The sequence below is a fragment of the Roseateles noduli genome, from assembly GCF_050626985.1.
GTDB classification, from domain to species: domain Bacteria; phylum Pseudomonadota; class Gammaproteobacteria; order Burkholderiales; family Burkholderiaceae_C; genus Roseateles; species Roseateles noduli_A.
In genome coordinates this window covers 747,788-762,221 of sequence record NZ_CP192463.1, presented here as the reverse complement: position 1 = coordinate 762,221, position 14,434 = coordinate 747,788, and the positions used below count along the sequence as shown (strand labels likewise).

The following is a 14,434-nucleotide window of genomic DNA, read 5'->3' as shown; positions in this document are numbered from 1 at the left end:
ACCCCGGCGGCGTAGGATGTGCGCCTGTCGCGGCGCGCGGACGCGCCCCGGACCTCGCTGCCCAGGACCCATGCGCTTCTACGTTTCCGATCTAGACGGCACCCTGCTCGATCCGCAGGCCCGCCTCTCCGCCGCCACCCGCGCGGGCCTCACCGAACTGCTGGCCGAAGGCCTGGCCTTCACCGTCGCCAGCGCGCGGCATGTGGTGTCGATCGCCCGCATCCTCGAAGGCCTGCCCATCTCATTGCCGGTGGTGTCGTCCAACGGCGCCTACATCAGCGACCTGCGCACCGGCCGACATGAGCTGGTCAACGCGATGGAGCCCGCGCTCGGCCAGGCCATCTTCGCGCTGGTGCGGCGGCACGGCCTGATGCCCTTCATCGCGACGCACGGCGCCAAGGGCGACCAGCTCTTCTGGCAGGAAGTGCAGAACGAAGGCCAGCAGCGCTTCGTCACCGAGCGCCAGCGCAACGCCGATCCGCGGCTGCGCCACGTCGACCGCCTGCAGGACCAGCTGGACGATCCGCTGGTCACGCTGCTGGTGGTCGGCCGCGCGGAGCCGCTGGAGGCGCTGCAGGCCGAGATCCTGAGCACCTGCGGCGACCTCGTCACGACGCACCTGGCCGAGGACCTCTACATGCCGGGCTGGCCCTGGCTCAACGTGCACGACCGCCGGGCCAGCAAGGACCAGGCGATCGCGACGCTGGCGCAGCGCTACGCGTTGCATGAGCGCGAACTCGTCGTCTTCGGCGACCAGGTCAACGACCTGACGATGCTGAAGGCGGCGCATCACGCCGTCGCGATGGCCAACGCCAGCGACGACGTGAAGCAGGCGGCGCACCGCATCATCGGCTTCCACCATGAGGACGCCGTGGTGCAGTTCATCCGCGACGACTGGCGGACCTACTTGCGCAAGTAGTCGTAGAACGCGTTGGCGTTGGCATCGCGACCGAGGAAGTCGCGCACCAGTTCCGGCGCCGGCTTCTCCGCGCCGCGCGACAGCACCGCCTCACGATAACGGCGGCCCACCGCGGCATCGAGCTTGTCGGCCGAGAACGGCGTGCGCAGGTCCATCGCGACGACCAGGCTCCACAGGTAGCCGTAGTAGCCCGCGCCGTAGCTGCCCGCGATGTGCGCGAAGCGAGACGGGAACATCGTGCCCGCCACGTGGCCCAGCGGCGTGTCGCCTTCCATCCTGGCCCACAGCGCGAGCGGATCCTGGATGGCGGCACCGTGCAGCGCGAGGTCATAACTCGCGTACAGATGCTGGCGGCCGAACTTCGTGCCCTTGGCGAAGTCGCGCGCCTCGCGGGCCTTGCCGACGAGATCGTCGGGCACCGGCTTGCAGGTCGGGCAGACCTCGGCCATCAGCTTGAGCACGCGCGGGTCGTAGACCCAGTCCTCGAGCATCTGCGACGGCGCCTCGACGAAGTCGTGCATCACCGCCCATTGCCCCAGCGACACGTCGCGCGTGTGGGCGAGGTTGTTGTGGACCGCATGGCCGAGCTCGTGCAGCAGTGTCTCCAGCTCGTCGAGCGACAGCCCGCCGCGATCGAGGTTGACGACCAGCGCCGCCGCAGGATGGCGCCCCAGGCGCGTGCTGCTGGAGCGCAGCGGCCAGACCGCCGCGTGGTTGTACTTGCCGTCGCGCGGGAAGGGATCGACGTAGAGCGTGCCGAGCGCCTTGCCCGTGGCCGTGTCGCTGACGACGTAGGCCTTGACGTCGGGATGCCAGAGGCCGGGCAGCTTCACCGCGGTGTGCGTCACGCCGAGCAGCCGGTCGACGACGCGCAGCGTGAAGGCGAGACTTTCGGCGGGCGGGAAGTACGGGCGGAAGGCTTCCTGGTCGACGGTGAAGCGCTGCTTGCGGATGCGCTCCGCGTAGTAGACGCCGTCCCATTGCGTCACGGTGGTGGCCTCGACCGCGGTGCCGAGGTGCGCGGCCTTCGCGCGGCGGAGCTCCTCCAGATCGGCGCGTTCACCCTGTTGGACGGTGCCCTTGACCTCGCCGAGGAAACGCGTCGCCGTGGCCCCGTCCTTGGCCATCTGGCGACGCAGGTTGAAGTCGACGTAGTTGTCGTAGCCGAACAGCCCGGCGTACTCCTTGCGCAGCGTGATGATCTCGGTGAGCAGCTTGAGGTTGCCCTCGCCGCCCTCGTTGGTCTTGGCGCGCCAGATGCGCTCGCGCGCGGCGCCGCTCTCGGCGGTCTGCATCAGCGCGGTGTAGGTCGGGTTGTCGACGCCCAGCAGATAACGCCCCTGGTCGTCGCGCGGCTTGTCCTTCCAGACGCCGTCGGGCACGCCGCGCAGTTCCTCGGCGGTGAACGCGACGCGGATGTTGGCGTCGCGGATCGCCTTCGAGAACTGCTGGTCGAGCGCGGAGAGCCGGTCCAGGATCTGCTTGGCGCGCGAGCGCTTGTCCTTCGACAGGCCGACGCCGCTGTCCTCGAACAGCCCCAGCGCGTTGCGCTTGAGTTCGCGGTCGATCGCGTCGGCGGCGGGCGCGGTCTTCAGGCCGCGATAGATCTTCTCGTTCTGCGTCAGCGCGGTCTGGAAGTCGGTCCAGCGCAGCGCGCAATCCTGGGCGGCGTCGCGCACGGCCTTGTCGGCATGCACGTTCTGAACGAATTCGATCGGGAACCGCGCATCCTCGTGATGCGCGATCACCAGGTCGTAGGCGGCGAGCCAGCCCTTGTCGACCTTGCGCCTGGCCAACTGGGCGACCTCGCGGTTCAGCGCCTTCAGACCGGCATCACAGGCCCGGTCCACGGCCTTGCCGTCGGCGAAGCTGGGAAACGCCGGCGTGGGCAGCGCGGGCGCCCGAGCCTCGGATTGAGCGAACGCCGGCGCGGACACGATCGCGCAGGCCGCCAGGATCAACGCATGCGTCGAGGCCATCGGAAACTCTCCAGGAATCGGAATGGCGGGGATTCTCGTCCCCGCCCTCACCCATCCCGAAAGTCGTGCCCGCATCCTGGGGCAGAGGAAACCCGACCCCGCGCTCGCTCCATCACGCCAACAGATCGCGGATCTGCTGCAGCGCAGCCGGATCGTCGAGGGTGATCAGGTCGCCGGGGTCGCGATGCTCGCAGACAGCCTGGATCGCGCGCCGCAGCAGCTTGCCCGAGCGCGTCTTGGGCAGCTGCGCCACGAAGCGCACCCGCGACGGCCGCGCCACCGCGCCCAGGCGCTGATCGACGCGCTTCAGGATCTCGCCTTCGAGCGCCAGCGCGTCCTGCGGCGTCGCGGCGCGCGCCGGGTCCTTCAGCACCGCGAAGGCCATCGCGACCTGACCCTTGAGCGCGTCGGCCACGCCGACCACGGCGACCTCCGCCACCGCGGGATGGCCGGCGATGCATTCCTCGATCTCGCGCGTGCCGAGCCGGTGACCGGCGACGTTGATGACGTCGTCGCTGCGTCCGAGGATGAAGTAGTAGCCGTCCTCGTCGCGCAGGGCCCAGTCGAAGGTCGAGTACACCTGCCGGCCCGGCACGCTTTCCCAGTAGGTGCGGATGAAGCGCTCGTCGTCGCGCCAGACGGTCTGCATGCAGCCGGGCGGCAGTGGATACGCGATCGTGAGCAGGCCCTTCTGGTTCGGCGCCTCCAGCACGTCGCCGGTGCGCTCGTCGAGGAGCTGGACGCGGTAGCCGAACATCGCCACGCCCGGCGAACCGAACTTCGGCTCGGCAGGCTCGACGCCGCGCGCCAACGTCAGGATCGGCCAGCCGGTCTCGGTCTGCCAGTAGTTGTCGACGATCGGTTTGCCGATGGCATCGGCGATCCAGCGCGCCGTCGGTTCATCGAGCGGCTCGCCGGCGAGGAACAGCGCGCGCAGCGACGACAAGTCGTGCCGCGTGAGGCAGGCGGGGTCCTGCTTCTTGAGCACCCGCACCGCGGTCGGCGCGCTGAACATCACCGTGACACGGTGCCGCTCGACGAGCTTCCACCAGATCGCCGCATCGGGGCTCACCGGCGTGCCCTCGTACATCAGCGTGGCCATGCCCGCGATCAGCGGGCCGTAGACGATGTAGCTGTGGCCGACCACCCAGCCGATGTCGCTGGTGGAGAAGAAGGTCTCGCCCGGATGCCCGTCGTAGATGTGCGTCATGCTCGCGGCCAGCGCGACGGCGTAGCCGCCGACATCGCGCTGCACGCCCTTCGGCCTGCCGGTCGTGCCGCTGGTGTAGAGCGTGTAGCTGATGGCGTCGGAGGGCAGCCATTCGCAGGGCACGCGCGTGCCGAGCAACCGCCCGCGTTGCTCCGCGTAGTCGAGGTCGCGGCCGTCGACGCGCTCGAACGCGCTGAGCCCGCGATCGACCATCAGCACCTTCGCCGGCTTGTGCGCGGCCAGACGGATCGCCTCATCGAGCAGCGGCTTGTAGGGCACGATCTTGCCGTTGCGACTGCCCGCATCCGCGCTGACGATCAGCACCGGCTCGGCGTCGTCGATGCGGTTGGCCAGGGCGTGGCTCGCGAAGCCGCCGAACACCACCGAGTGGATCGCGCCGATCCGCGCGCAGGCGAGCATCGCGAAGGCGGCCTCGGGAATCATCGGCAGGTAGATGAGCACACGATCGCCGATGCCCACCCCCTGCTCGCGCAGCATCGCGGCCATGGCCTCGACCTCGTCCTTGAGCGCGGCGAAGCTGAAGACGCGCTCCTGGTCGACCTCGCTCGACACCCAGATCAGCGCGGCGTCGTCCGGCCGCGCGGCCGCGTGGCGGTCGACCGCGTTGTGGCACAGGTTGGTCCGCCCGCCGACGAACCAGCGCGCGAACGGCGGCCGGCTCGTGTCGCAGACCTGATCGAACGGGCGCTCCCAGTCGATCAACGCCGCCTGCCCGGTCCAGAAGCCGTCCGGGTCGTCGATCGAACGCCGGTACATCGCCGCGTAGCTGTCGGTCATCGGGGTCTCCTTGGATGTCGGTATTGAATGCGCGAATTCCGCACGGATCCTCGCATCGGCAGCTTTTCTGAAACTTTCGTTCACAGCCTTGCGTCATGGGGCTGTGGTCCAATCCGGGTTTTCCTGGGAACGGTCACGCGGCCACGCCCGGACTTTCCCTAGCCAAGCGCGGTCCTGCGGGCATTCGCGCTTGACCGGTACGGAGATGGTGCCTAGTCTCCGCGCCCAACACCGATGAGTACTGTTCGTCCTTCCCGCTCTGCTCCCCGACACAAGAAGCTCCAGCGCGCCATGGCCGCACTGGGGCTGATCTGCGTCTTCGCGAGCGGTAGTTGCTGGGCGCAACAGTCGACCTCGTCCACCAACGAGTCGCACGACAAGCCCAAGGCGCAGGCCAAGGCGGCGCCGTCGAAGGCCGCCGCCAAACCGGCCGCGAAGAAGCCCGCCGAGTCGAAGCAGGCCGCCAGGTCCTCGAAGGACGGCAAGGCCTCGAAGCCGGTCGCGGCCAAGGCCACCGGCAAGGACCGCAAGGCCAAGGCCGACGAGGACAAGTCCCCGGCGACCGAGATCGCAGCCGACAAGCCGGCGAGCACCGACAAGATCGCTTCGGCCAAGGCCGAAACGAAGGCCGAGACGAAGGCAGAAACGAAGACCGAGTCGAAGACTGAAACGAAGACCGCGGACAAGGCCGCGCCGGCGAAGGCCGACGTGAAGGTCGCGGATACGAAGACCGACGTCGCGCCGCCCGCCGGCACGATGATGGGCGCCTATGGGCAGAGCCTGATGCGCTCGCCCGCCGGCGCCGCGGCGGTCGCGACGACCGTCGCCGCCGCAGGCACGGCTGCCGCGCTGGTCGCTCCGGCCCTGCCCGCCACGACCACGACCGCCACCCCGACCTCTTCGCTGCCGCCGACCGCCCTGATGGGCGCCGCCGCCGGCAACGCGAACGCCAGCGAGTCCGTCGCCCGTTTCCTGCAGCAGCGCGGCATCGTCGCGCAGGCTCAGCAACTGCCCGCCTCGCCGGGCGCCGACGCTGCCGCGCCGGGCCTGCTGAACCGGGTCCGCGACAACGCCTCGGACCTGGTGCTGTCGGCGATGAACTTCCTGGGCGTGCCGTACAAACGCGGCGGCAACTCGGTCAACAACGGCTTCGACTGCAGCGGCTTCACGCGCCACATCTTCGAGATGAGCGTGGGCCTGGTCCTGCCGCGCCGCGCCGACGAGCAGGCCAAGCTCTCGAGCTTGGTGCCGATCAAGAAGGAAGACCTCAAGCCCGGCGACCTGGTCTTCTTCAACACGATGCGCGCGACCTTCTCGCACGTCGGCATCTATGTCGGCGAAGGCAAGTTCATCCACTCGCCGCGCGTCGGCGGCGCGGTGCGCGTCGAGGACATGCGCGAAGCGTACTGGGCCAAGCGTTTCACCGGCGCCCGCCGCGCCGATCTGAACCAGGCCAGTCCTGGCACCTGAGCCAGCACGCGAGCGGGCCCCTGCGCCCGCCGCCGCCGCCCGCGACACGAGCGCCCCGCGCGCCCTCCGGCGCGATCCTCCTGAAGACAAGTCCTGACACGGCAGCCCGGTGATCCCGGCTATGCTGCGCCCCAGCGCCGTCGCCGCGATCCTCCGCGATCCACCTTGTCCGCCGTCCTCGATCCCGCCCAGACACCGCTGCACCGAGTCTCCGACCAGATGGGTCAGGCCCTGCTGCTGGCCGTGCTGCTGCACGTGCTGCTGCTCGTGGCCATCGGCAACGCGCCCGGCGGATCGGCCAAGCCCGGCGAAGGCGCCTGGGGTCCGCTGAACGTGAGACTTCAGGGCGATCGCTACGAGCCGGGTTCGGGCGAGCCCGCCGTCGTGCTGCCCGAGCGCGGACCGATCGGCGAAGCGAAGCAGCCCCGCTCCGGCGGCGCGGTGCGGGAACGCCCGCCGACGCCGGAAGAACAACGGGCGCCTGGCGCCGCGCGCCAGGGGCAATGGCGGCAACAGCCCGGCGACGAACTGACCGGCGACGCGCCCGCCGACCGCAGCGCACCGCCGGCCACGACGGCTCCGGTGCCCTCGCCGACACCGACTCCGACGCCGACGCCGGCTCCGCTAGCGCCGACACCCGTTCCCGCGCCAACGCCCGCACCCACACCAGCCCCGCCGACGCCGACGCCGCCTCCAGCGCCCTCGCCCACGCCCACCGTCGAGCCTGCGCCTTCGATCACAACGCTCACGACGCCTGTCGAAGCCACCGTGACGGCACCCACGCGCATCGCTCCCGCGCGAGAGGCGACGCCCGCGCGGCCGACAGCGCCGACGGATCCGCTGCAGGCGCCTTCGCCGCTGCAGTTGCCGGAGCGCCCCGCGCCCATCCTCAGCGAGACGCCTACGACGGTGAGACGCATCGACCGCACGCCGATCGAGCGGACACTGACACCCCCCGTGCCATCGGAACTGAAGGCGCCCGCCGAGCTGCCGCCGCTGACGCCAGCGCCTGCGCCGGCCCCTGTGCCCCAACCCGCGCCGACGCCCGTACCGGCGCCGCCAACGCCCGCGCCGCAGGTGGCGCCGCCCGCTCCTGCGCCAACACCCACCGCCGCACCGACGCCGCCCGCGGCGGCCACGCCCGCGCCCAGCCCTGCCCCCACGCCGCAGCCGCGCGTGTCGACCACGCCTTCACCGACACCAGCCAGTCGGACATCGCTCGACGGCTCGACGACGCCTACGACGACCCAACCGAGCGTCGGCGCGCCGGACGCTGGCGCACGCACCGGCCATGACGTGGCGACCCCGGCCTCCACGCCCCCGAACGCGCCGAAGCTGAACCTCGACCTGAACGCCGCGCGGGGTCCGATGCGCCCGCGCGGGACGCCCTCGGGCGTGATCTCGGCGGTGCCGAAGCCGCCGGAGGACAAGGACGCCCTGGCCGAGAAGATGCGCGAGGCCGGCCAGCAGGAATGCCGCAAGGCGTACGCGGACAAGGGCCTGCTGGCGGTCGTGCCGCTGGTGCGCGATGCCGCGCGCGACAAGGGCTGCCGTTGGTGAAGGCCGCGAGCCGCGATGGCCGCACCACGTGTCGTGCGAACTCCGTTCCGGTTTCCGACGCAACGGCGAGCACCGTGAAATCTCTGCTATAGTCGACGTCTTCGTTGGGGGGGTAGCTCAGCTGGGAGAGCGTCGCGTTCGCAATGCGAAGGTCGGGAGTTCGATCCTCCTCCTCTCCACCAACAGATCCGAAAGGGTCGCACCGAAAGGCGCGCCCCGACTCATAAAGCTGCCTATATGGCAGCTTTATGTTTTTCTGGCCTATCAATTACCGTTTCATCGTCCGGCTTCCGCTGGCACTTGCACCGCCAGTGTCAGCGCCCGCCCATGCTTTTTCTCAAAGGCGACGATGCGGGTGATCAGGTCCTCATTCAGCCGCTGGCCGGAAGACAGCAGCAGCACGCCCTCCGGGGAGACGAAGTCCCGCAGGAGGACCTGACCGGCGCGCAGGTCCGCAGTGCGCAAGTGCTGCAGCGGCACTGCGGTCTCGGGTGACGCGATCGAGAACAGGCTCGCGAAGGCATCGACGACGCTCGGGTCGAACTGGCTGCCGCGGCCGGCAAGCACCGCCCGGCGAGCCTCGGACGGACTCAATGCCTCACCGTCGATGCGACCGCCACGCAGGTCCTCGTAGGCATCGGCCACGGCCAGGATGCGGGCGCCGAGCGGAATCGCCGTGCCGCGCAGGCCATCGGGGAACCCCTGCCCGTCCCAGCGCTCGTGGTGCGCGCGGATCAGCGGCGCCACGCCCTGCATGTCGTCGCAGGCCAGCAAGGCCTGCTCGCCGAGCACGGGGTGCTGCCGGTAGCGCCGCAGTTCGTCGGGATCGAGCCGATTCAGCGGCCGCGCCAGCAGCGCGTCGCTGAGGCCAATGTGGCCGATGTCATGCAGCAGCGCGGCAATCGGAAGATCGTGGGCAGTGCCCGCATCCAGCGTCATCGTCTGCGCGATCCGCCGCGCCAGGTCGGCCACCTGACGCGCGTGTCCGACCTGCGTCTTGCCACGCATCTCGATCAGGGCGGTGAACGCCTTGATCGACGTCAGGTAGTTGCGCTTGAGCCTGCCATTGGCGGCAGCCAGCTCCTCGGTGCGCGAGGCGACACGGACCTCCAGTCCGGCGTTCAGTGTCTTCAGCTCGTCGTTCTGCAACTGCGTCAGCCGCTCGAGCGCCTGCTTGTCCGCTTCGAGCTGCTGCCTTTCCTCGACCTGACGCAGCGTCATCACCAGTTCGTCGTCGTTCCAGGGCTTGGCGATGTAGCGGTGAATGCCGCCGCGGTTGACGGCGGCGATCGTCGAACCCAGGTCGGCCTGGCCCGTCAGCAGCAGCCGCGCCGCATGGGGCCAGCCCTGGCTGATCCTTTCGAGCAATTGCACACCGTCCATGCCCGGCATGCGCATGTCCGACAGCACCGCATTGACGGGCTCGGCGGCGAGCAGCGACAGCGCCTCCTCGGCGTGCCCCGCCGTCAGGATGCGCCAGCCCGTGGCGCGAAACAGGCGCCGCAACGCGGCCAGGATGTTCGGCTCGTCGTCGATCGCCAGCAGCGTCCACGGCTGGATGGCCGTTGTCATGGCGCAGTCCCTTCGACGCCGGGACGTCGTACGGGCAGGGTGACGCGGAAGCAGGCGCCGTGGCCGGGTTCGCTGCGCAGGTCGATGCGGCCCTGATGCTTCTGCACGATGCCATAGGCCAGCGACAGGCCCAGGCCGGTACCGCGACCGACCGGCTTGGTCGTGAAGAAGGGGTCGAAGACACGCGCCAGATGATCCGGTGCGATGCCGCAACCATCGTCCTCCACCTCGACCCAGACCTTGTCCCCGGCGTGGCCGCTGCGCACGACGATCAGGCCGCGCTCCGGGCCGACCGCATGGGCCGCATTGACGAGCAGGTTCAGGAAGACCTGGTTCAGTTCCGACGGCAGGCATTCGATGTCGGGCAGGTCGCCGTACTCGCGGCGGACCTCGGCCCGATACTTGATCTCGTTGGCCACGATGTTCAGCGTCGAATCGATCCCCTGGTGCAGCGAGGCCCAGACCCATTCCCGGTTGGTGTCCACGCGCGAGAAGTCCTTCAGGTCCTGGACGATCTGCCGCACGCGCGACAGTCCCTCCTTCGACTCGCCCATCAGCATCGGGATGTCCTGCTTCAGGTAGTCCAGCTCGATGCGCTCACGCAAGGCCGCCAGCCGCGTCGCCACGGCGCTGCCCGCCAACGCAGGCTCGGCCTGTTCGTAGGCTTCGAGCATCTCGAAGACGCGCTCCAGGTAGGCTTGCAGCGTGCCGAAGTTCGAGAAGACATAGCCGATCGGGTTGTTGATTTCGTGCGCCACGCCGGCGGCGAGTTGCCCGATCGACGCCAGTCGTTCGGACTGCAGCAGCTGGTCCTGCGCGGCGCGCAGGCTGTCGTTCAGGGCGCGCAGCTCCTGGTTGGCACGTTGCAGCGAAAAGAGTTCGGAGTTGGTCATGGTGGTCATTCAGTGAAGGATCGCCTCGCAGACGGTCTCGAACTGGGCCTCGGCATGCGCGAACACCCGCATGCAGGCGGCGTCATCCAGACCGCAGGCGGCCCACAGCGACGGCAACAGGGTCGGCACCGCCTCGTCGGCGTCGCCGGCCAGACCCAGCGCATGGGCGATGGCATCGGCCACGTGAGCGATGCTCGTCAGCGTGAGCCCGGCCGCGGCCGGCGGTGCGTGGTGCTCGCGGATGGCGGCGACGATGGCCGGGGCGAAGTTCCAACGGCTCGCGATCAGCCCGCCGACTTCGGCGTGATCAACGCCGAGCACGGCGCGCTCGGCTTCTCCGGCGGCGCAATCCTGATCGTGTCGCCACCGCCGCGCCTCGGCGTAGGCCGGTGCGAACGAGCAGGCCAGCGCCAACTGGCCGACGTCGTGCAGCAGACCCACCGTGAACGCCAGGTCGGCGTCGTCGCGCCGCAGTTCACCGGCCAGCGCTTGGGCACACAAGCCGCTGCCTATCGAGTGGCGCCAGAAGATCTCGTGGTCGAACCCGGGGCTGCGGCGAAAGCTGCCGGCGAGCCCGGCCGCCGTGAGGACACTGCGCACGGTACGCAGGCCCAGCACGCCGATCGCCTCCGCCACCGACCCCACCTGCCGGCCTCGGCCGTAGAAGGACGAGTTGGCCAGGCGCAGGGTCTTGGCGGCCAGCGCCTGGTCTTGCGAGATCTGGGTCGCCAACTGCGTGGCGCCGAGTTCCTCGCGGCCGAGCGATTCAATCAGTTCAAGCACCACCGAAGGAAGCGGAGGCAGGTCGCGCAGTCCCGTGAGCAATTCGTCGTGGGTGATCGGTTGCAAGGCCGTGCTCATCGCGGTGACTCCTGACGGTAGCGCCGCACGAGGTGCAGCAGTGGATGGACCCGTCCGTCGCGCAGGCTGTGGCGGAACAGGTGCGCCAGTTCCGCCGGCGCCACGGGCGCCTTGTCGGGAACGGATGGCGCACTCATTGCGAGCCCCCTGCCTGCGGCAACAGCACCAGCAGCCGCCCCTGCGCGCTGCCGCTCAACAACCGGCTCATCGCCCACCAGCGGCGCCCCGCCAGCCAGACCAGCATCGGATCGCCCTCCACCGCCTGCCGCAAGGCCTGCGGCAGTTGCTCGGACGCGGACGCACCGAGCAACTCCCCCGCCATGCCGCAAAGCGACAGGGCCGGCGCGTTGGCAAACGCCAGCAGGCCTTCCTCGTCGATGCCGAACACGGGCACTGGCATGGCATTCAGGAGCTCCTGCGCCGCCTCACGGCTGCCGATCTCGCGCAGGTTCTGTTCGCGTTGTGCGTTCAACAGCGTCTGGAGTCGCCGGTTCAGTTCGGCCAGTTCGCGATTGGCGGTCTGCACCTCGTGGTCGAGGCGCCGGTTCTGATCGGCCATCTCCTTGAGCGCGAAGGCCTCGCGCAGATGAGCCCGCAATTGCTCGTCGTCCCAGGGCTTGGCGAGGAACTTGTAGATCGCCCCCTCGTTGATCGCGTCGGTGATCGCCTGCAGCTCGGTGTAGCCCGAGAGCACCAGTCGGATCGTCTCCGGGCACAACTGCCTGGCCCGGCGCAGCAGCTCGACGCCCGTCATGCCCGGCATGCGCTGATCGGACAGGATGACGTCGACCTCGTGTCTCGCCATCAACTGCAGCGCCTGCTCGGCGCTGGTGGCGCTGAGCACCAGCCAGTCCTCGACGCGCAGCAGGCGGCGCAAGGCGGCGATGATGTTTTCTTCGTCATCGACCAGCAGCAAGGTGCGTCGACGCGAACGCCGGCCCAGGAGCGACGCATCGATCTGCCGGCCGTCGCGCAGCAGCGTTTCGATCGCTGCCGCCGGCACGGCGGCGCTGAACCAGTAGCCCTGCATCTGGTCGCACCGGTTGGCGGCGAGCAGGGCCGCCTGGCCTTCGCTTTCGACGCCTTCGGCGACCACCTTCATCTGCAGCTGGTGCGCCATCGTGATGATGGCGCGCGTGATCGAGACGTCTTCCGCCGGCGCGCTGACATCGGGCACCAGGGAGCGGTCGATCTTGACCACGTCGACCGGCAAGCGCCGCAGGTAGCTCAGGCTCGAGTACCCGGTACCGAAGTCGTCGAGCGAGACCTCGACGCCGAGCGTTCGCAGCCCCTGCAGATGTTGCACCGCCTGATCGAAGTTGGCGATCAGCATGCTCTCCGTGACCTCGACCCCGAACAGCCTCGGGTCGAGGCCGGTGGCTGCCAGCAGGCCCTCGATGCGCCGGGCCAGGTCCGGCTGGAGCAGTTGGCGCGCCGACAGATTGACCGCCATGCGCAGCGGGGGAAGCCCGGCACGCTGCCATTGCGCGGCCTGCTCGATGGCGCGGCGCAGCACCCAGTCGCCGATGACGACGATCAGGCCGGTCTCCTCGGCGATGGGGATGAAGCGATCCGGCGCGATGCGGCCGAGTGTCGGGTGTTGCCAGCGCAGCAAGGCCTCTACACCGACGATGCGGCCATGCCCGAGGTCGACCTGCGGTTGGTAGTGCAGTTCGAACTGCTCGTCGCGAAGCGCATGGCGCAATGCGGTCTCCAGCGCCAGTCGTTCCGGATCGTCGTCGTGGTGCGCGCCGGCATAGACACTGGCCTGGTTGCGGCCCGACAGCTTGGCCTGATGCAGCGCGGCATTGGCGCGACGCAGCAGGGTGTCGGCGTGGTCGCCGTCATCCGGCGCCGTGGCGACGCCGATGCTGCAGGTGATGTGGATCTCGTGCCCCTCGACGCACATCGGTCGGGCGATGGCACCGAGCAGCGCCTGCGCCGTGTGCAGCTCCGGTATTGAAGGGGCCGGCATCACGATCACGAACTCGTCCCCGCCGCGGCGCGCCACCAGGTCGCTGCTCCGTACGGTGGCGGCGATACGCTGTGCCGCCTCGCGAAGCACCGCGTCGCCGATGTGCGTGCCGAGGCCGTCGTTGATGCGCTTGAATCGGTCGAGTTCCAGCACCAGCACCACGGTCTCGGTGCCGGCCTGCAAGATCGCGCTCAGGCGCTCGAAGAGCAGCTGGCGGTTGGGCAGTCCCGTCAGTTCATCGAACTGCAGCAATTGACGGATGCGGCGTTCGGCGGCGCGGCGTTCGCGCAGGTCGTCGATGCAGACGTGGGCGAATGTCTCGGCGTCGGTCGTCACCAGGCTGACGGAGACGTCGGCCGGAATCTCATGGCCCTCCTGGTGGCGGATGCTGGTCTCGAAGCGCAGCGAACCGCGCTCGCACAACTCGCGCCAGCGATGCGGCCACTGTGTGTCGTCGGTCTGCGTGTCGATGTCGGGCACCCGCAGCCGCAGCAACTGGTCGCGCTCCAGACCCAGCAGTCGGCAGGCCGCCGCGTTGGCATCGCGGAAGGCCCCATCAGGCCCGACCTGCAACAGCGCGTCGTTGGCCTGCTCGACCGCATGGCGGGTCAGCCGCAGCTGATGCTGTGCCTGTTCCCGTTCGGTCACGTCGCGCGCCGAAGGGATCAGCCAGGCCACGCTGCCGTCCGCACCGTAGAGCGGCAACAGCGAAAAGTCCATCGCCAGCGTCGCCCCCGAGCTCGTGGCCACGCGCACGTCGAAGCGCGAAGCCTCCCCGCGCAAGGCGCTTGCCAGCGCCTTCTGCAGCCGCTGCTGCGACAGCTCGCAGGCCTGCCACCAGGGGGTGGCATCGAAGCGCCTGCCCAGCACCTGATCCGACGTGCTGCCGATGGCCTGCAGCGCCGCCTCGTTGGCGTAGCGCAGCACCCCGTCGGTGTCGAGCAGGCCGGCGAAGATGGAAGGCCCCAGCCGGTCCAGGACTTCACGCAGGACGTTCTCGAAGTCTGGTGGCGCAGGATTGACGACCGTCGGCGCCAACGCGGGACGGGCGACCGTCGGCGACAACGCAGGACTGGCGACCGTCGGCGACAACGCAGGACTGGCGACCGTCGGCGCCAACGCAGGACTGGCGTCGCAGCAGGAGTGGAGCAGGTGGGGCTTCGTCATGCCTGCAGTCTGCCGGGCAGCCCGCGGCAG

General features: G+C 69.6%; 10 protein-coding genes and 1 tRNA gene. 4 read left to right on the top strand and 7 right to left on the bottom strand.

Going from position 1 to position 14,434, the window contains the following annotated elements; all coding sequences use genetic code 11:
• Window positions 1-70: 70 nt before the first annotated feature.
• On the top strand, window positions 71-919 hold the full coding sequence (locus ACQ4L4_RS03380; RefSeq protein WP_377155730.1) for an HAD family hydrolase: 849 nt from the start codon (window positions 71-73) through the stop codon (window positions 917-919).
• Here the strand turns inward: ACQ4L4_RS03380 and ACQ4L4_RS03375 are convergent.
• On the bottom strand, window positions 904-2,898 hold the full coding sequence (locus tag ACQ4L4_RS03375) for a M3 family metallopeptidase (RefSeq protein WP_431102782.1): 1,995 nt from the start codon (window positions 2,896-2,898) through the stop codon (window positions 904-906). The genes ACQ4L4_RS03380 and ACQ4L4_RS03375 overlap by 16 nt on opposite strands.
• Window positions 2,899-3,010: 112 nt before the next feature.
• A complete protein-coding gene (locus ACQ4L4_RS03370; protein WP_431102781.1) occupies window positions 3,011-4,906 on the bottom strand; it encodes a propionate--CoA ligase in 1,896 nt (631 codons plus the stop codon).
• A gap of 291 nt (window positions 4,907-5,197) precedes the next feature.
• On the opposite strand from ACQ4L4_RS03370, the gene ACQ4L4_RS03365 reads away from it, so the two are divergent.
• From ACQ4L4_RS03365 to ACQ4L4_RS03355, 3 genes are all read left to right on the top strand, one after another.
• Complete coding sequence (locus ACQ4L4_RS03365) at window positions 5,198-6,376, top strand: NlpC/P60 family protein (RefSeq protein ID WP_431102780.1); 1,179 nt, start codon at window positions 5,198-5,200, stop codon at window positions 6,374-6,376.
• A gap of 165 nt (window positions 6,377-6,541) precedes the next feature.
• Complete coding sequence (locus ACQ4L4_RS03360) at window positions 6,542-7,936, top strand: hypothetical protein (RefSeq protein WP_431102779.1); 1,395 nt, start codon at window positions 6,542-6,544, stop codon at window positions 7,934-7,936.
• 106 nt (window positions 7,937-8,042) lie between these two features.
• Window positions 8,043-8,118: transfer RNA gene (locus tag ACQ4L4_RS03355), tRNA-Ala, on the top strand.
• 94 nt (window positions 8,119-8,212) lie between these two features.
• On the opposite strand, the gene ACQ4L4_RS03350 is transcribed toward ACQ4L4_RS03355, so the two are convergent.
• The 5 genes from ACQ4L4_RS03350 to ACQ4L4_RS03330 are packed head-to-tail and all read right to left on the bottom strand — an operon-like array spanning window position 8,213 to window position 14,404.
• A complete protein-coding gene (locus ACQ4L4_RS03350; RefSeq protein ID WP_431102778.1) occupies window positions 8,213-9,508 on the bottom strand; it encodes an HD domain-containing phosphohydrolase in 1,296 nt (431 codons plus the stop codon).
• Window positions 9,505-10,401, bottom strand: coding sequence for an ATP-binding protein (locus ACQ4L4_RS03345; RefSeq protein ID WP_431102777.1), 897 nt, complete (start codon window positions 10,399-10,401; stop codon window positions 9,505-9,507). The genes ACQ4L4_RS03350 and ACQ4L4_RS03345 overlap by 4 nt, the downstream gene beginning before the upstream one ends.
• Before the next feature lie 9 nt (window positions 10,402-10,410).
• On the bottom strand, window positions 10,411-11,262 hold the full coding sequence (locus ACQ4L4_RS03340) for an HDOD domain-containing protein (RefSeq protein ID WP_431102776.1): 852 nt from the start codon (window positions 11,260-11,262) through the stop codon (window positions 10,411-10,413).
• Window positions 11,259-11,399, bottom strand: a complete 141-nt coding sequence (locus tag ACQ4L4_RS03335) for a hypothetical protein (protein ID WP_431102775.1) — start codon at window positions 11,397-11,399, stop codon at window positions 11,259-11,261. The genes ACQ4L4_RS03340 and ACQ4L4_RS03335 overlap by 4 nt, the downstream gene beginning before the upstream one ends.
• Window positions 11,396-14,404 (bottom strand): EAL domain-containing protein, encoded by a 3,009-nt coding sequence (locus ACQ4L4_RS03330; RefSeq protein WP_431102774.1) that lies wholly within the window; start codon window positions 14,402-14,404, stop codon window positions 11,396-11,398. The genes ACQ4L4_RS03335 and ACQ4L4_RS03330 overlap by 4 nt, the downstream gene beginning before the upstream one ends.
• Between the last annotated feature and the right edge of the window lie 30 nt (window positions 14,405-14,434).